This is a genomic window from Pseudomonas sp. KSR10 (genome assembly GCF_022355455.1).
GTDB lineage: Bacteria > Pseudomonadota > Gammaproteobacteria > Pseudomonadales > Pseudomonadaceae > Stutzerimonas > Stutzerimonas stutzeri_E.
On the sequence record NZ_JAKOEN010000023.1, the window covers coordinates 357,749 to 373,758 of the forward strand.

General features: G+C 59.9%; 18 protein-coding genes and 1 tRNA gene. 8 read left to right on the forward strand and 11 right to left on the reverse strand.

Annotation, left to right across the window (positions count from 1 at the left end):
- Positions 1-114 precede the first annotated feature (114 nt).
- The 4 genes from infA to trxB form a co-directional block, all read right to left on the reverse strand.
- The gene (infA, locus tag MCB86_RS21290) at positions 115-333 is read right to left on the reverse strand and encodes a translation initiation factor IF-1 (RefSeq protein WP_002553999.1); all 219 of its coding nucleotides are present in this window, start codon (positions 331-333) and stop codon (positions 115-117) included.
- A gap of 99 nt (positions 334-432) precedes the next feature.
- Positions 433-1,140 carry an arginyltransferase gene (locus tag MCB86_RS21295; protein WP_045161618.1) on the reverse strand — a complete coding sequence of 236 codons (708 nt, stop codon included), beginning with the start codon at positions 1,138-1,140 and terminating at the stop codon, positions 433-435.
- A 52-nt stretch (positions 1,141-1,192) separates the two neighbouring features.
- Positions 1,193-1,873 carry a leucyl/phenylalanyl-tRNA--protein transferase gene (aat, locus tag MCB86_RS21300; RefSeq protein WP_239612094.1) on the reverse strand — a complete coding sequence of 227 codons (681 nt, stop codon included), beginning with the start codon at positions 1,871-1,873 and terminating at the stop codon, positions 1,193-1,195.
- Positions 1,874-1,921: 48 nt separating this feature from the next.
- Positions 1,922-2,869: a thioredoxin-disulfide reductase gene (trxB, locus tag MCB86_RS21305; RefSeq protein WP_045161620.1), complete on the reverse strand. Its 948-nt coding sequence runs from the start codon at positions 2,867-2,869 to the stop codon at positions 1,922-1,924.
- Between the two features lie 214 nt (positions 2,870-3,083).
- Here trxB and ftsK point away from each other — a divergent pair, with 214 nt between their 5' ends.
- The 6 genes from ftsK to cysG all read left to right on the forward strand — a co-directional run bounded on the left by ftsK (position 3,084) and on the right by cysG (position 10,813).
- Positions 3,084-5,489, forward strand: a complete 2,406-nt coding sequence (gene ftsK, locus MCB86_RS21310) for a DNA translocase FtsK (protein ID WP_196298644.1) — start codon at positions 3,084-3,086, stop codon at positions 5,487-5,489.
- 16 nt (positions 5,490-5,505) lie between these two features.
- Positions 5,506-6,132, forward strand: a complete 627-nt coding sequence (lolA, locus tag MCB86_RS21315; RefSeq protein ID WP_045161622.1) for an outer membrane lipoprotein chaperone LolA — start codon at positions 5,506-5,508, stop codon at positions 6,130-6,132.
- A 76-nt stretch (positions 6,133-6,208) separates the two neighbouring features.
- Entirely contained in the window at positions 6,209-7,534 is a 1,326-nt protein-coding gene (locus MCB86_RS21320) for a replication-associated recombination protein A (RefSeq protein ID WP_045161623.1), read from the forward strand.
- Positions 7,531-7,905, forward strand: coding sequence for a fluoride efflux transporter CrcB (gene crcB, locus MCB86_RS21325; RefSeq protein WP_239612095.1), 375 nt, complete (start codon positions 7,531-7,533; stop codon positions 7,903-7,905). The genes MCB86_RS21320 and crcB overlap by 4 nt, the downstream gene beginning before the upstream one ends.
- Before the next feature lie 72 nt (positions 7,906-7,977).
- Entirely contained in the window at positions 7,978-9,258 is a 1,281-nt protein-coding gene (gene serS, locus MCB86_RS21330) for a serine--tRNA ligase (RefSeq protein WP_239612096.1), read from the forward strand.
- Between the two features lie 157 nt (positions 9,259-9,415).
- Positions 9,416-10,813, forward strand: a complete 1,398-nt coding sequence (gene cysG / locus MCB86_RS21335) for a siroheme synthase CysG (protein WP_239612097.1) — start codon at positions 9,416-9,418, stop codon at positions 10,811-10,813.
- Between the two features lie 55 nt (positions 10,814-10,868).
- Here cysG and MCB86_RS21340 read toward each other — a convergent pair whose 3' ends face one another.
- From MCB86_RS21340 to MCB86_RS21370, 7 genes are all read right to left on the reverse strand, one after another.
- Positions 10,869-11,867 (reverse strand): glutathione S-transferase family protein, encoded by a 999-nt coding sequence (locus tag MCB86_RS21340; protein ID WP_239612098.1) that lies wholly within the window; start codon positions 11,865-11,867, stop codon positions 10,869-10,871.
- Between the two features lie 88 nt (positions 11,868-11,955).
- On the reverse strand, positions 11,956-12,939 hold the full coding sequence (locus MCB86_RS21345) for a glycosyl transferase family protein (RefSeq protein WP_045161630.1): 984 nt from the start codon (positions 12,937-12,939) through the stop codon (positions 11,956-11,958).
- Positions 12,936-13,271, reverse strand: coding sequence for a TusE/DsrC/DsvC family sulfur relay protein (locus tag MCB86_RS21350; RefSeq protein ID WP_239612099.1), 336 nt, complete (start codon positions 13,269-13,271; stop codon positions 12,936-12,938). Before MCB86_RS21350 ends, MCB86_RS21345 begins: the two co-directional genes overlap by 4 nt.
- Positions 13,268-13,570 (reverse strand): sulfurtransferase complex subunit TusB, encoded by a 303-nt coding sequence (gene tusB, locus MCB86_RS21355; protein WP_239612100.1) that lies wholly within the window; start codon positions 13,568-13,570, stop codon positions 13,268-13,270. The genes MCB86_RS21350 and tusB overlap by 4 nt, the downstream gene beginning before the upstream one ends.
- Positions 13,570-13,929 (reverse strand): sulfurtransferase complex subunit TusC, encoded by a 360-nt coding sequence (gene tusC, locus MCB86_RS21360; RefSeq protein WP_045161633.1) that lies wholly within the window; start codon positions 13,927-13,929, stop codon positions 13,570-13,572. Before tusC ends, tusB begins: the two co-directional genes overlap by 1 nt.
- Positions 13,929-14,321: a sulfurtransferase complex subunit TusD gene (tusD, locus tag MCB86_RS21365; protein WP_045161634.1), complete on the reverse strand. Its 393-nt coding sequence runs from the start codon at positions 14,319-14,321 to the stop codon at positions 13,929-13,931. The genes tusC and tusD overlap by 1 nt, the downstream gene beginning before the upstream one ends.
- 88 nt (positions 14,322-14,409) lie before the next feature.
- Positions 14,410-15,078: a Bax inhibitor-1/YccA family protein gene (locus MCB86_RS21370; RefSeq protein WP_045161636.1), complete on the reverse strand. Its 669-nt coding sequence runs from the start codon at positions 15,076-15,078 to the stop codon at positions 14,410-14,412.
- A 128-nt stretch (positions 15,079-15,206) separates the two neighbouring features.
- Between MCB86_RS21370 and MCB86_RS21375 the strand changes: the two genes are divergently transcribed.
- Together MCB86_RS21375 and MCB86_RS21380 are read left to right on the forward strand one after the other, a co-directional pair.
- Positions 15,207-15,296: transfer RNA gene (locus MCB86_RS21375), tRNA-Ser, on the forward strand.
- Positions 15,297-15,642: 346 nt separating this feature from the next.
- Complete coding sequence (locus MCB86_RS21380) at positions 15,643-15,915, forward strand: DUF1652 domain-containing protein (protein WP_045161684.1); 273 nt, start codon at positions 15,643-15,645, stop codon at positions 15,913-15,915.
- Positions 15,916-16,010 lie beyond the last annotated feature (95 nt).

A 16,010-nucleotide genomic window follows, 5' to 3' on the forward strand; every position in this document is an offset into this window, starting at 1 on the left:
GATGGCAAAGTCTTTAGCCGTCGGTGAATATGACAAGCGTCCGGCTAGGCCTGAATACTAACTCCGCAGAAACAAAAAGCCCGGTCATTACCGGGCATTCATTCTCGCGACCTGTTAGCGGGCGCGGTAAGTGATGCGACCTTTGCTCAAGTCATACGGCGTCAGTTCTACGCGAACCTTGTCGCCGGTAAGAATCCGGATGTAGTTCTTGCGCATCTTTCCAGAGATGTGCGCAGTAACGACGTGCCCATTTTCCAACTCCACACGAAACATGGTGTTGGGCAGGGTGTCGACGACAGTACCTTCCATTTCGAAGCTGTCTTCTTTCGACATTCAGTAGAGCCCTCGGTGTTCAATGATTGACCCGGTGCGAAGAATGCCCGGGTAAAAGCGGCAAGTATTGTGCCTGAAAGGGCTCCGAGAGCCAAGGGCTCAACTCAGAGTTATCCAGCGCTGGTTAACCAGCAGTTCGATAGGGCGATATTCGGTCTTGTAGCTCATCTTGCGGCAGTTCTTGATCCAATAGCCTAGATAGACTGCCTTCAGGCCGAGCCGTGCCGCCTCGCCGACCTGCCAGAGAATTGCGAAGCGACCAAGGCTGCGGCGCTCCTCGCTTGGGTCGTAGAAGGTGTAAACCGCAGACAGGCCGTTGGGCAGCACATCGGTCACTGCGAGGGCGAGCAGGCGACCGTCCAGGCGGAACTCGTAAAAGCGAGAGAAGGGTAGATCACGAACCAGAAAGGTATGGAACTGATCTCGGCTCGGCGGATACATGTCGCCGTCAGCGTGACGTCGCTCGATGTAGCTGGCGTAGAGCGAGTAGTACTCTTCGGTGAATGAAGGCCGAACATTGGTAACGATCAGGTCCGCGTTGCGCTTGAGAATACGCCTCTGCTGGCGATTGAGCTGTAGTCCTTCGGCAGATATGCGAGCAGGAATGCAGGCGGTGCAGCGCTGGCAATGGGGGCGGTAAAGATGATCGCCGCTGCGGCGGAACCCCATTTCCGAGAGTTCTGCATACACCTGTACGTCCATCGGCTGACTGGGGTCGAGGAAGAGCGTAGTAGCCTGCTCGTCGGGCAGATAACTGCACGCGTGGGGCTGGGTAGCATAGAACTTGAGACGAGCCAGTGAAGTCATGGTCAGCTCTCGAAAATCTTAAAGTCAGTGTAGGTCAGCTTGGCTTCGTGGACTAGGTCTCCCATCGGGCGGAACTGGGGTCGTCCAGGTATCTGGCGAGCATCTCGGCGAAGGTTTGGCGGGCGATGGTTCGCGCACCGAAACTGGCCAAGTGCTGTGTCGGCATCTGGCAGTCAATCAATTTGAAGCCCCAGCCTCGGAGACGTTCCACTAATGTCACGAACCCCACCTTGGATGCATCAGTCGTGCGGCTGAACATTGATTCGCCGAAGAATAGTCGACCCATGGCCAGGCCATAGAGGCCTCCGACCAGCCGTTCGTCTTGCCAGACTTCGACCGAGTGCGCGATGCCGAGCTGATGCAGTTTTTCGTAGGCTTCCTGCATCGGTGTCGTGATCCAGGTCCCGTCAGCGTAACTGCGCGGGCCGGCGCAGCCCTCGATCACGTCTCGGAAGGCGCGATCGAAAGTGATGTCGAACGCCCCTTGGCGTAGTTTCTTGCGCAAGCTGCGTGAGACGTGCAGCTCCTCTGGAAACAGCACCGTGCGAGGGTCGGGCGACCACCAGAGCAACGGTTGTCCGTCCTGATACCAGGGGAAGCACCCATGCCGGTAGGCTGCCAGTAAACGCTCTGGCGATAAGTCGCCTCCCGCGGCGAGTAGCCCGTTGGGGTCACGCATGGCCTTTTCTAGCGGGGGGAACGACAGGTCGTCGCGCTGCAACCAGGTCAGCATATCGATACGTCACGAGGGGCGGATGTGGACATCCGCCCTGAGGGCTGGTTATTGATCCAGATACTTTTCGGCATCGAGTGCGGCCATGCAGCCGGCGCCGGCGGAGGTAATCGCCTGACGATACACATGATCGGCCACGTCGCCCGCTGCGAATACGCCTGGAATAGTTGTGCAGGTAGCATCGCCTTCGCTGCCCCCTTTGATCTTGAGGTAGCCGTCTTTCATTTCAAGCTGGCCTTCGAACAGATCGGTGTTGGGCTTGTGACCGATAGCAATGAATACGCCCGACAGGTCAAGTTTCTGTTCTTCTCCCGACAGGGTACTCTTCAGTCGCACGCCGGTGACGCCGCTGGCATCGCCCAGTACTTCTTCCAGTGTGTGGTTCCAATGGAGGTGAATGTTGCCATTAGCGGCTTTCTCCATGATCTTGTCCTGCAGAATCTTTTCAGAGCGCAGCTTGTCGCGACGATGGATCAGATGTACTTCTTTGGCGATGTTGGATAGATAAAGCGCTTCCTCGACGGCCGTGTTGCCGCCACCGATCACTGCAACCACCTGGTTGCGGTAGAAGAATCCATCACAGGTAGCGCAGGCTGACACGCCGCGCCCCGCGAATGCTTCTTCCGATGGCAGTCCAAGATACTGAGCCGAAGCCCCTGTCGCGATAATCAGCGCATCGCAGCTGTATGTAGCGCTATCGCCTTTGAGAACGAAAGGACGCTGTTGCAGTTCGGCGGTATGGATGTGGTCGAACACTACTTCGGTGTCGAAGCGCTCTGCGTGTTTTTGCATCCGTTCCATGAGCGCCGGGCCAGTGAGTCCTTCGACATCACCGGGCCAGTTGTCCACTTCGGTGGTGGTCGTGAGCTGGCCGCCGGGCTGGATGCCGGTGATCATGACAGGCTTCAGATTGGCACGGGCGGCATATACCGCGGCGGTATAACCGGCCGGGCCCGAGCCGAGGATGATCAGACGTGAATGCTTGACTTCATTCATAAAAAGCCCTCATAAGCCTTTGTTGCGAATAGAGAAGCGTGCTCCAGTCGAGCCGCGCTGAAAAAACTGGCGTTTATGCTACACCGAAGCATCGAGAAAAGCCCAAGCCGGCGCGGAACCGGCATGCCATCGAATCGACAAACCCGTACAATGTCCAATTATCTGGCTGAATACGGTTCATAGAGCGCGCCGCAGGCGCAGGAAATAAAGCGTTTTGAAGAATACCTCCTCTACCGCGCCGGCTTCCGTCTGGCGGCAACAGTTGCATTACCGTCTCAAAGAGGGCGCTTTGATTGCGCTTGGCGCTCTGTGCGCGTACCTCTGGATGGCATTGCTCACCTACGATCCGGCCGATCCCGGCTGGACTCACACCAGCAACGTCCAGCAAGTCCAGAACGCCGCTGGTCGCGCCGGGGCCTGGTTCGCCGATGTCCTGTTCATGGCGCTCGGCTATTTTGCGTTCCTGTTTCCGTTGCTGCTGGGGATCAAGACCTGGCAGGTGTTTCGTGCGCGTCATCAACCCTGGGCCTGGAACGGCTGGCTGTTTTCCTGGCGGCTGATCGGGCTCGTGTTCCTGATCCTTTCGGGCTCTGCGCTGGCCTATATCCATTTCCAGTTCGCCAATAATCTGCCTGCTTCGGCAGGAGGAGCATTGGGCGAAAGTCTCGGTCAGCTCGCCGAGGCGGCGCTCAATGTTCAGGGCAGCACCTTGTTGCTGCTGGCTTTCTTCCTGTTCGGCCTGACGGTTTTCACCGACCTGTCCTGGTTCAAAGTAATGGACCTGACTGGCAAGATCACGCTCGACCTGATCGAACTGATCCAGAGCCTCTTCAGCCGTTGGTGGTCTGCTCGAAACGAGCGCAAGCAGCTCGTCGCGCAACTGCGTGAGGCTGATGATGTAGTCAACGAAGTGGCCGGTTCGCTCTCCGATCAGCGTGAGCGCGCCAGGGTGAAGGAGCGCTTGCTCGAGCGTGAGGAGTCGCTGAGCAAGCACATGAGCGAGCGGGAAAAACGCCCAGCGCCGGTTATCCCGCCCGTCGCACCGCCGAAGCCTGTTGAGCAAAGTAAGCGCGTCTTGAAGGAAAAACAGGCCAACCTCTTTGTCGACCCGCTTATCGAGGGCAGTGTCCCGCCGCTATCGCTGCTGGATGTCGCTGAAAAGCAGCAGAAGCAGTACTCGCCTGAGTCGCTGGAAGCCATGTCGCGGTTGCTGGAAATCAAGCTGAAGGAGTTCGGTGTCGAGGTCATTGTCGAGTCGGTCCACCCGGGTCCGGTCATCACTCGCTTCGAAATCCAGCCGGCGGCTGGCGTCAAGGTCAGCCGGATCTCCAACCTGGCCAAGGATCTGGCGCGCTCTCTGGCTGTGATCAGCGTGCGCGTGGTCGAAGTGATTCCCGGCAAGACCACCGTGGGCATCGAGATCCCCAACGAAGATCGTCAAATCGTGCGGTTCTCAGAAGTGCTGTCGTCCGCGCCATACGACGACGCCAAGTCGCCGGTCACCATTGCGCTCGGCCACGACATCGGAGGCAAGCCGGTGATCGCCGATCTAGCGAAAATGCCTCACCTGCTGGTTGCTGGTACCACCGGTTCGGGTAAATCGGTCGGGGTGAATGCGATGATCCTGTCGATTCTGTTCAAATCCACGCCTGAAGATGCGCGGTTGATCATGATCGACCCGAAGATGCTCGAATTGTCGATCTACGAAGGCATCCCGCATCTGCTGTGCCCGGTGGTGACCGACATGAAGGAGGCGGCTAACGCGCTGCGTTGGAGCGTCGCCGAGATGGAACGTCGCTACAAACTGATGGCAGCCATGGGCGTACGTAACCTGGCGGGCTTCAATCGCAAGGTGAAAGAAGCGGAGGAGGCCGGTACGCCGCTCACCGATCCGCTGTATCGCCGCGAGAGCATGGAAGATGAAGCGCCGTTGTTGAAGAAGCTGCCGACCATCGTCGTGGTGGTGGATGAATTCGCCGACATGATGATGATCGTCGGCAAGAAGGTCGAAGAACTGATCGCGCGTATCGCACAGAAGGCCCGGGCCGCGGGTATTCATTTGATCCTCGCGACCCAGCGCCCCTCGGTGGATGTGATCACCGGTCTGATCAAGGCCAACATCCCGACGCGCATGGCATTCCAGGTGTCGAGCAAGATCGACTCACGCACCATCCTTGACCAGGGCGGCGCCGAACAACTGCTGGGCCATGGCGACATGCTTTATCTGCCGCCGGGTACCGGTCTGCCGATTCGGGTGCACGGCGCCTTTGTTTCCGACGACGAGGTGCATCGCGTCGTCGAGGCCTGGAAAGCGCGTGGCGCGCCCGACTACATCGAAGAAATTCTGGTGGGCGTCGAGGAGTCGGGCAGCGGTTTCGATAGCTCAGGCGGTGACGGTGGAAGCGGCGAGGGTAGCGAGGAAGATCCGCTCTACGACGAGGCCGTGCGCTTCGTTACCGAAAGCCGTCGCGCATCGATTTCGGCCGTGCAGCGCAAGCTCAAGATCGGCTACAACCGCGCCGCTCGTATGATCGAAGCCATGGAAATGGCGGGCGTCGTCACCTCTATGAATACCAATGGCTCGCGCGAAGTGCTCGCGCCGCCTCCCACCCGCGACTAGTCGCACCGAGGGCCTCATGCAATTGATTCGCGTGTTGTTTGCATCCGCTCTGCTGTTTACCCTGGTCCCGGCTCAGGCTGACCAATCCGCCTCCGTGCAGCGCCTGACCGGCTTGCTGCAGCAGGCTGAAACCCTGACCGGGCGCTTTTCCCAACTGTCTCTCGACGGCACCGGTACCCAGCTTCAGGAAACGTCCGGCGAGATGGCCCTGAAGCGGCCTGGTCAGTTCCGCTGGCACACCGACGAGCCGATGGAGCAGTTGCTCATCTCCAATGGCAAGAAGGTCTGGTTGTACGATCCGGACCTCGAGCAGGTGACCATCCAGACACTGGATCAGCGTCTGACTCACACGCCGGCCTTGCTGCTTTCTGGCGATGTGTCGGCCATCAGCGAGAATTTCGACGTTTCGCATCAGGAAGCGGGCGAGGTGGTGGATTTCACGCTCAAACCCAAGGCCAAGGACACTCTGTTCGATACCCTGCGCCTGTCATTCCGCGGCAACGTGATCAATGACATGCAAATGGTCGATGGTGTCGGCCAGCGCACCAATATCCTGTTTCAAGGCGTCAAGCTGAATCAGCCGCTCAAGGCAGATCTGTTCACCTTCGACATTCCCAAGGGAACCGACGTCATCTCCGAGTGACCCGCGTCCGTACGTCCGCCAACCGATACGGCCTGCGCTCCCCGCGGGCCGTTTGCATGAGAGGTACCCGCCCGCGATGGACCTGTTCAGTCGCGATCCTATCGCCCAACCGCTAGCTGCACGTCTGCGCGCTGCCAGCCTCGACGAGTATGTCGGGCAGGAACATCTGCTGGCGCGTGGCAAGCCGTTGCGTGAGGCGCTGGAGCAGGGTGCGCTGCATTCAATGGTGTTCTGGGGGCCGCCCGGGGTCGGCAAGACGACCTTGGCACGTTTGCTGGCCAAGGTCTCCGATGCCCACTTCGAGACCGTCTCGGCGGTGCTGGCAGGCGTCAAGGAAATCCGCCAGGCGGTGGAGATCGCCAAACAGCAGGCGGCGCAGTCCGGCCGGCGCACCATCCTCTTCGTCGACGAGGTGCACCGCTTCAACAAATCGCAGCAGGATGCCTTTCTTCCATATGTGGAAGACGGCACGCTGATTTTCATCGGTGCCACCACCGAGAACCCTTCGTTCGAACTGAACAACGCCCTGCTATCCAGGGCTCGCGTGTACGTGCTCAAGAGCCTCGATGAGGCTGCTCTGCGACGATTGGTTACGCGCGCCTTGACCGAGCCGAAAGGCCTGGGGGATATGCACCTCAGCTTGCCCGAGGACAGTTTTCAGGTGCTCATGGCCGCGGCTGACGGCGATGGCCGCCGACTGTTGAACCTGTTGGAAAACGCCTCGGATCTGGCTGAAGAGGGCGGCGAGATCAGCGTCGAGTTGCTGCAGGATCTGTTGGGCGATAGCCGCAGGCGCTTCGACAAGGGCGGCGAGGCCTTCTACGACCAGATCTCGGCGCTGCACAAATCCGTTCGCGGTTCCAACCCGGACGCCGCACTGTACTGGTTCGCGCGAATGATCGATGGTGGTTGCGACCCGCTCTATATCGCGCGCCGGGTGGTGCGAATGGCCAGCGAGGAGGTCGGCAATGCCGATCCGCGCGCGATGGGGCTGTGCTTGTCCGCCTGGGATGTTCAGGAGCGCCTGGGCAGTCCGGAAGGCGAGCTGGCGGTTGCGCAGGCGATTGTCTATCTGGCCTGCGCGCCGAAGAGCAACGCTGTTTACATGGCCTACAAGGCGGCGATGCGCGATGTCGCTGAAAACGGCTCGCAGGACGTTCCTCTGCATTTGCGTAATGCGCCGACCCGGCTGATGAAGGAGTTGGGTTACGGCAATGAATACCGCTACGCCCATGACGAGCCCGATGCCTACGCTGCGGGCGAAGACTATTTTCCGGACGCGATGGTGCCGCGTCAGTACTATCAGCCGGTGCCACGCGGGCTGGAGAGCAAGATTCGCGACAAGCTCGAGCATCTGGCACGGCTCGATCGGGAAAGCCCGCGACAACGGAGAAAAACATGATTCGGATGGTGCTGGCAGTGGTAACCGGTGGCGTGGTCGGTACGCTGATCCGTTTCGGCGTCGCGACTTGGGTATCGGCCCATTGGCCCCGGCATTTCTATGTGGCAACGCTGGCAGTCAACCTGCTCGGCTGTCTGCTGATTGGTTACCTGTATGCGTTTTTTCTGGCGCGCCCGGACATTTCCCCGGAGCTGCGGGGCGGCCTCATCATCGGTTTTCTCGGTGCCCTGACGACGTTTTCCAGCTTTTCCCTCGACGGGTTGCGCCTGCTCGAGAGCGGCCAGCTTGCGACGGCTTTCGGCTATATCGGCGCCAGCGTGCTCGGGGGGCTGCTGGCCGCCTGGGCTGGCCTGGCGCTCGCCAGGTTATGAACCTTGCCGCGATGACAGTAAACTCCGTTTCCTCTCCGCCTTTCCTCAAAGCTTTCACAGACGAGACTCACCATGCTTGATTCGAAACTGGTACGCACACAGCTGCAGGACGTCGCCGATCGCTTGGCTACCCGCGGCTACCAGCTGGATGTGGCGCGTATCGAGGCGCTGGAAGCACAGCGCAAGACCGTACAGACCCGCACCGAGCAACTGCAAGCCGAGCGCAACGCCCGTTCCAAGTCGATTGGCCAGGCCAAACAGCGCGGTGAAGACATCGCGCCGCTGCTCGCCGACGTGGATCGCATGGGATCTGAACTGGAAGCCGGCAAGGTCGAGCTGGATGGCATTCAGTCCGACCTGGATCAGCTGATGCTGAGCCTGCCGAACTTGCCCCACGAATCGGTCCCGGTGGGCAAGGACGAAGACGACAACGTCGAAGTGCGCCGCTGGGGCACGCCGAAGGCATTCGAGTTCGAGGTCAAGGATCACGTGGCCCTGGGCGAGCAGCATGGCTGGCTGGATTTCGAAACCGCCGCCAAGCTGTCAGGTGCCCGTTTCGCCCTGATGCGCGGCCCAATTGCCCGTCTGCATCGGGCGTTGGCGCAGTTCATGCTCGACTTGCACACCCGTGAGCATGGCTATGAAGAGGCCTATACACCCTATCTGGTTCAGGCGCCCGCGTTGCAAGGTACTGGCCAGTTGCCAAAATTCGAGGAGGATCTGTTCAAGATCAGCCGTGAGAACGAGGCTGACCTTTATTTGATCCCGACTGCCGAGGTGTCGCTGACTAACATCGTCGCCGGTGAGATTCTCGATGCCAAGCAGTTGCCGTTGAAGTTCGTCGCGCATACGCCATGCTTCCGTAGCGAAGCTGGTGCATCCGGTCGCGATACCCGTGGCATGATCCGTCAACATCAGTTCGACAAGGTCGAGATGGTGCAGATCGTCGAACCGAGCGAGTCATTCGAGGCGCTCGAGAGCCTCACGGCCAATGCCGAAAAAGTCTTGCAACTATTAGGCTTGCCGTATCGAGTGCTTGCGTTGTGCACAGGCGATATGGGCTTCGGTGCGACCAAGACCTACGATCTGGAGGTCTGGGTTCCGAGCCAGGACAAGTACCGCGAGATTTCCTCCTGCTCCAACTGTGGCGATTTCCAGGCTCGTCGTATGCAAGCGCGCTTCCGTAATCCAGAAACCGGTAAGCCCGAGCTGGTGCATACGCTCAATGGCTCCGGCCTGGCGGTAGGACGCACACTGGTCGCGGTGCTGGAAAACTACCAACAGGCGGACGGTAGCATTCAGGTACCCGATGTGCTGAAGCCCTACATGAACGGTATCGAGGTCATCGGCTGATAGCGTCCGATGGGTACTTGGTGATGGTGGAGCCGGCGCGGTGAGTTGCCGCTCCACGGGCTGGTACTTGGCACTATCCTGACTTCTTGATAGCCGACAAGGGCCGTCTCCCGCGCAATGGTTGAGATGGACCAACTTTTCTCACCAGGACTCGCTGATGGATTTTCTGCCGCTGTTCCACAATCTCAAAGGTCGCGCGGTGCTGGTCATCGGTGGCGGTGAAATCGCCCTGCGCAAGGCCCGCCTGTTATCCGAAGCCGGTGCGGTGCTGCGTGTCGTGGCGCCAGAGATTGAGCCGCAGTTGACTGACTTGGTCGATCGGAGCGGTGGGCAGTCGTGTCTGCGCGGTTATGACCGCGACGACCTTGCTGGATGCGTGCTGGCGATCGCTGCCACCGATGACGAGCCGCTGAATGCACAGGTGTCGCACGACGCCAAAGCGCTCGGTATACCGGTGAATGTGGTGGATTCTCCTGAGCTGTGCACGGTCATCTTTCCCGCGATCGTCGATCGCTCGCCGCTGATGATTGCCGTATCCAGCGGCGGTGATGCCCCGGTTCTGGCGCGTCTGATGCGGGCGCGAATCGAAACCTGGGTGCCTGCGGTGTACGGTCAATTGGCTGGCCTGGCGAAGAAGTTTCGCAGTCAGGTCAAGGCTGCATTGCCGAATGTGCAGCAACGGCGGGTGTTCTGGGAAGAGGTCTTCCAAGGCACCATTGCCGAGCGGGCAATGGCGGGACAGCCGCACGAGGCCGAGCGACTGCTGGAGGAAAAGCTTTCCGGCGCAGCGCCCAAAAGCCTCGGCGAGGTGTATCTGGTCGGCGCGGGTCCTGGCGACCCGGATCTACTGACATTTCGTGCGCTGCGGTTGATGCAGCAAGCCGACGTTGTGCTCTATGACCGGCTGGTAGCGCCGGCCATCCTCGATCTGTGTCGTCGCGATGCTGATCGGATCTACGTCGGTAAACAGCGTGCCGAGCATGCCGTCCCTCAAGAGCAGATCAACCAATTGCTGGTGACGCTGGCCCGGCAGGGCAAGCGAGTGTTGCGCCTGAAGGGTGGCGATCCGTTCATTTTCGGTCGGGGTGGCGAGGAGATCGAAGAGCTGGCGGCTCACGATATCCCGTTTCAGGTCGTTCCCGGTATCACGGCCGCCAGTGGCTGTGCTGCCTACGCCGGTATCCCACTGACCCACCGTGACCATGCGCAGTCAGTGCGTTTCGTCACCGGTCATCTGAAGGACGGCAGCTGCGATCTGCCCTGGCCGGAACTGGTGGCGCCCAGCCAGACCTTGGTGTTCTACATGGGCTTGGTCGGACTGCCGGTGATCTGCCAGCAACTGATCGCTCATGGGCGCGCCGCCGCTACCCCCGTCGCGTTGATCCAGCAGGGCACTACCAGCCATCAACGCGTGTTTACCGGCACGTTGGCCAATCTGGCCGCGCGGGTCGCAAGCGAGCAGGTTCAAGCCCCGACGCTGATTATTGTCGGCGAGGTGGTGCAGCTCCGGGAAAAGCTCGCCTGGTTCGAAGGGGCCGGCACCGCATCCGAATAGACGCGGCGCTCGTGCGCTACGAATCCAGAGCAGATGCTGCGGCCGCGCGCTGTGCTCAGCGCGACCAGATGCCTTTACCCGGCAACCGGTCGCGATCATGCGCACGGCCCAATGCCAGCTGCGGTCCCTTGGGGATGATGCCGTTAGCATTGATATGACGGTGGCTCGCGTAGTAATGGCTCTTGATATGGGTGAAGTCGACGGTTTCGGCGATCCCAGGCCATTGGTACAGCTCCCGCAGCCAGTTCGACAGGTTTGGGTAGTCCTCGATCCGCCGTAGATTGCATTTGAAATGGCCATGGTAGACAGCGTCGAAGCGGACCATTGTGGTGAATAGGCGCCAGTCCGCCTCGGTCAGGTATTCGCCGGTCAGGTAGCGCTGTTCACCGAGGCGTTGCTCGAGCCAGTCGAGCTCGTTGAACAGCTCATCGAATGCGGTTTCGTAGGCCTTCTGCGTGGAGGCGAATCCGGCGCGATAAACGCCATTGTTGACTCGCGGATAGATCCGCTCGTTGAGCATGTCGATCTCGGCGCGTAGCGGTTCGGGGCAGAGGTCGAGCGTCGATCCGGTCAACTCGTCGAAGGCACTATTGAAGATGCGGATCAGCTCGGCGGACTCGTTGTTGACGATGCGTTGCTGCTGGCGGTCCCAGAGCACCGGTACGGTGACGCGGCCGGTGTAGTTATCGTCATCGCGCGTGTAGCGCTGATGCAGGTACTGATAGCCATCCAACGTGTCACCGGTCGAGCCGGTGTGTCTGTCGAAGGTCCAGCCATGCTCGGCCATCAGCCAGCTGACGACAGAAACATCGATCAACTGATCGAGCTGCTTGAGTTTGCGATAGATCAGGGTGCGATGTGCCCAGGGGCAGGCGAGAGAAACATAGAGGTGATAGCGCCCGGCTTCAGCCTTTACTGCAGGCTGACCCGTTGGGCCGGGCGAGCCGTCCGCAGTCACCCAGTCGCGTCGTTGCGCCTGTTCTCGCTGGAATTCGCCATCACGGCTGTTTTCGTACCAACGGTCCTGCCACTGCCCATCGACCAAGAGCCCCATGTTCTGCCTCCTCAGACTTTCAGATTAGGGGTCAGTCTATGGAGGATAGTTCGATGGATGGGTCACAATCCCCGGCCATACGCATCGTTCAAACCGATAGGTTGCGTTGCTCCCAGTACTGTCGCGCCTGGATAAATGCGCTCTCGCGCGATTGGCCGAGCCCGCGCAACGCCAGGGCCATCGTCGCCACCACCGCCAGTTCGCCATAGGCATCTTCGGCGGCGCCCCGCCAGACGGCGAGCAAATGCTGCGGATCGAGTTGCGCCGGTTTGACGTGACGTTGTGGCGAAAGCGCCGGCCAATCCTCGTCCCAGGACTCTCCTGCCTGAGTGCCGTACAGGTGCGCCACGCCGTCCGGGTTGATCTCGATCTCGCCGCCTTCACCCTTGATAACGATAGCCGTGTCACCCAGTAAACGGCTGGCTTCGCGGTGATTGCCCTGGTAACCGGGGTGGAAAATACTCTGCAGGCCGCAACGGGCACCGAGCGGATTGAGGATGCGCGCCAGCGAGTGGATGGGCGAGCGCAGGCCTAGGATATTGCGTTGATCGATCATCCGCTGCAGGCCCGGCATCCAGGCCCCGAGCGGCGCGAACGCGAGGTTGGCACGGCCCAGAGCGACGGCGACGCTGTTCCAGTCTTCGCAGCGGGTGATTCCGAGCAGATCGAGTTGCTGCTCGCTATACAGTCGGCCAGCCGTATGAGCGCCACCACCGTGCATGAGGATGCGAATGCCGTTGTGCGCCAGGCACTTGGCTGCGAGCAGGTACCAAGGCAAATGACGTTTCTTGCCGGCATAGGTCGGCCAGTCGAGATCGACGGCGATGGCAGGTGCGTGCAGCCGGTCGCGCACGGCCTCGGTGAAGCCGGCAAGCTCTTCGGCGCTTTCTTCCTTGTGCCGCAGCAGCATCAGGAAAGCACCGAGCTGCGTGTCCTCGACCTTGCCATCGAGCAGCATGCCCATGGCTTCGCGCGCTTCTTCTCGGGTGAGATCGCGGGCGCCGCGCTTGCCTTTGCCCAGGATCCGGACGAAGACGGCAAAGGGGTGTTCAGGCGGGGTGACGAGGCTCATATGCAATTGCTCGGTTTCGGCAATCCCGCCAGCTTTGCGGCGAGTTTGGCGGGGGTGCCTTTGAATAGACGGTTCAGGTGCATGCTGTTGCCCTTTTCAGGGCCGAGCTTCAGCGCGGTGTACTTGATCAATGGGCGCGTTGCCGGGGCTAGCTGAAACTCACGGTAGAACTCGCGGAGCAGGTGCAGAATTTCCCAGTGTTCGGTTTCAAGACTGAGGCCTTCAGCCTCGGCCAGCGCCGTGGCGACCGGTTCGCTCCAATCCTCGAGATTGACCAGGAAGCCCTCCTGGTCCACGGCAATGCCCACGCCGTTGACATTCAACCCACTCATAGCCAGGCGTTCGTCCGTGCGTATCGACAGCACAGCTCGACGAAGCCCGTATAGTCGACTTGCTGCAAGCGTTCGGGCAGATCTTCGAGGCCGCGTGCGGATACATCTTCCTCCAGCGCGAACAGGCCAATGCCGTCCGGCATCAATTCCAGCGCCTGGCGTTGTGCAGTCGACGTTTGCAGTGCATAGACCGCATCGCCGCTCAGCAGCAAGGCGTCGCCGGCCCCCAGAAGGTGCAGACAGCTGACCAGACGGCCATCGGCGAAGGGGGAGTGGGAAAGCAGATGCAAAGTGCTCATCAAAGGGTGATCACGTGGTCGTAGCGGTTGATAAGAATATTGAGGCCGGCATCGTCGAGCACCTCGATCGGCAGCGGCACGGCGGTTTCGTCAAGCCCTCGCTCGTCCAGGCTGCGTTTGGCTACAAACAGCGAATCGACACCAAACATCGGGAGGGCCTGCAGATTGGCCGTCAGGTCCTTTTGCTGCAGATGCGCCGGTTGCTGCGCGGGGGCTAACTGGAACACGCCGTCATCGAGAAAAAGCAACCCAAGCGGAAGCTCGAAGGCGCCACCGGCCAGCACGATGTCCAATGCCTCGCGAGCCGTTGGGCCGGACCATGGAGATTGACGGGTAATGATCAGCATCGAGCGGGCCATCAATGCCCTCCGAAGCAGACGAGGCGGTCGGCATGCTGACTGGCTTCATGGAGTTGCCCCAAACCGGACAGCTCCCAGCCAGACCCAAGATTCGCTGCAGGACGCTGATGCCGCTTGGCTTCCTGCTCATCCAGCACGCCACGGCGTAGACCGGCGGCAATGCACACCACCCCATCCAACTGATGGCGATCGACGAACTGGCTCCATTGCGCAGCGATATCCAGTTCGTCCTGTGCGCTCACGGTATTGGCCGACGCGCTATGTACACCGTCTTGGTAAAGAAACAGTCGGACGATTTCGTGCCCACCCGCCAGCACGGCCTCAGCGAAGCGTAAGGCGCGCCGCGAAGCGGGGGAATGGGAAGGGGAGAACAGGGCGATGACGAATTTCATGGGGCACCGTTGAGTTGCTGGGTGACATGATACGCCAGCTTCAGAAACGAAAAAGCCCGCCAAGGCGGGCTTATTCAACGAGCGGCTATCAGTCGTCTCCACCCATGATGCCCATCAGCTGTAGCAGGCTGATGAACAGGTTGTAGATCGATACATACAGGCCAATGGTGGCCATGATGTAGTTGCGTTCGCCACCGTGGATGATCGCGCTGGTCTGGAAAAGAATGCAGACCGACGAGAACAGCACGAAGCCGGCGCTGATTGCCAGTTGCAGACCGCTGATCTGGAAGAAGAAGCTTGCGACCATCGCGCCCAGCAGGACGAAGAATCCGGCGGTGATGAAGCCGCTGAGGAAGCTCATGTCCTTGCGCGTGATCAGCACGAAGGCCGACAGACCAAAGAACACCAGAGCCGTCATGGACAGCGCGGAGGCGATCAGCTCACCACCGTTGGCGGTGCCTAGGTACATATTGAGGATCGGGCCAAGCGTATAGCCCATGAACCCGGTCAACGCGAAGGTGGATAGCAGACCCCACGCGGAATTGCGCAGCTTGACGGTCAGGAAGAACAAGCCGTAGAAGCCGATCAGCACCACGAAGATGTTCGGGTAAGCCGCGTTGGCCTGCATGGCCATGTAGGCGACCAGAGCACTGAAGCCCAGGGTGATGGCCAGCAGGCCGTAGGTGTTGCGCAGAACACGGCTGACTTCCTGTTGTTCAACCTGCGTGTGCGTAGATGCGTACTGTTGCTTGAGCATGGCGACACTCCTGTAAATGTATTCAGCCCGAGGTGAATTGCCTCGGATCATAGCAGAGCTTTTGTTTCAGCCTAACAACAGAGTTTGACAGTGTGTTTCGTTCCGGTACTATTGCGCCCGCTCTCTGCGGAGGAGTGGCAGAGCGGTTGAATGCAACGGTCTTGAAAACCGTCGAAGGGGAAACTCTTCCGTGAGTTCGAATCTCACCTCCTCCGCCATATCTCAAAACTGAAGGCCCCCTAATTCGGGGCCTTCAGCGTTTCTGCAGGGGCGAATGCGTACGTACGCGTTTCCCGTGTCCGTCTGAGAGAAGTAAAAAAAGCCGCTGCCAGGGCTGCCGCGGTTTCGCCTGAATTCCGGATAATTCCACGGGCGTGGAGACAATGGTGCGCTGGATGCACCCCGCCGACGGCGTCGGCTGATCGGCGCGGGCTTGGTCTTGTCCCGTCTAAACAGAGCAAATGATCTGACTCACCGCTGAAACGTGAAGCAGTTTGCGTTTCTTTGCTGAGTGGTTTGTGTGCTTGGCTATTAAACTCTCCGCTCAGACAAAGGAATTGTCAGATGATCCGGATTAGACAGCCCGAGGCTTTGGCGCTCGTGCGGGAACACTTCAGACCGTTGTTGTTCACCGCCACGATGGATTCACCTCAAACCATCCAGGCAATGTTGCTTGACGAGCTGACAGGAGAATCGCTGGTCTTGACCGGACTCCCTTGCGGCGTATCGGTTACGCGAGCGCAGCTGGCGGGGTTGATCAGCTTGATAGAGCTCGACGTCGCCGCGCTAAGTCCTGCACTGCTCAAGCGCTCGAGAGAACGACAGATCGCGATTTAGCTGCGCGCCGGCTTAGCCTCATTCAGCGGAATTGATGACGAGTCGAATCTCAGCTGTTTCTCCATATTGCCGCCAAAAGGCCCCCGAAATCCGGG

Bases quoted from the DNA above. Each gene is read 5' to 3' on its own strand.
- infA (WP_002553999.1), bottom strand. From the start codon at position 333: ATGTCGAAAGAAGACAGCTTCGAAATGGAAGGTACTGTCGTCGACACC.
- MCB86_RS21295 (WP_045161618.1), bottom strand. From the start codon at position 1,140: ATGACTTCACTGGCTCGTCTCAAGTTCTATGCTACCCAGCCCCACGCG.
- aat (WP_239612094.1), bottom strand. From the start codon at position 1,873: ATGCTGACCTGGTTGCAGCGCGACGACCTGTCGTTCCCCCCGCTAGAA.
- trxB (WP_045161620.1), bottom strand. From the start codon at position 2,869: ATGAATGAAGTCAAGCATTCACGTCTGATCATCCTCGGCTCGGGCCCG.
- lolA (WP_045161622.1), top strand. From the start codon at position 5,506: ATGCAATTGATTCGCGTGTTGTTTGCATCCGCTCTGCTGTTTACCCTG.
- MCB86_RS21320 (WP_045161623.1), top strand. From the start codon at position 6,209: ATGGACCTGTTCAGTCGCGATCCTATCGCCCAACCGCTAGCTGCACGT.
- crcB (WP_239612095.1), top strand. From the start codon at position 7,531: ATGATTCGGATGGTGCTGGCAGTGGTAACCGGTGGCGTGGTCGGTACG.
- serS (WP_239612096.1), top strand. From the start codon at position 7,978: ATGCTTGATTCGAAACTGGTACGCACACAGCTGCAGGACGTCGCCGAT.
- cysG (WP_239612097.1), top strand. From the start codon at position 9,416: ATGGATTTTCTGCCGCTGTTCCACAATCTCAAAGGTCGCGCGGTGCTG.
- MCB86_RS21340 (WP_239612098.1), bottom strand. From the start codon at position 11,867: ATGGGGCTCTTGGTCGATGGGCAGTGGCAGGACCGTTGGTACGAAAAC.
- MCB86_RS21345 (WP_045161630.1), bottom strand. From the start codon at position 12,939: ATGAGCCTCGTCACCCCGCCTGAACACCCCTTTGCCGTCTTCGTCCGG.
- MCB86_RS21350 (WP_239612099.1), bottom strand. From the start codon at position 13,271: ATGAGTGGGTTGAATGTCAACGGCGTGGGCATTGCCGTGGACCAGGAG.
- tusB (WP_239612100.1), bottom strand. From the start codon at position 13,570: ATGAGCACTTTGCATCTGCTTTCCCACTCCCCCTTCGCCGATGGCCGT.
- tusC (WP_045161633.1), bottom strand. From the start codon at position 13,929: ATGGCCCGCTCGATGCTGATCATTACCCGTCAATCTCCATGGTCCGGC.
- tusD (WP_045161634.1), bottom strand. From the start codon at position 14,321: ATGAAATTCGTCATCGCCCTGTTCTCCCCTTCCCATTCCCCCGCTTCG.
- MCB86_RS21370 (WP_045161636.1), bottom strand. From the start codon at position 15,078: ATGCTCAAGCAACAGTACGCATCTACGCACACGCAGGTTGAACAACAG.
- MCB86_RS21380 (WP_045161684.1), top strand. From the start codon at position 15,643: ATGATCCGGATTAGACAGCCCGAGGCTTTGGCGCTCGTGCGGGAACAC.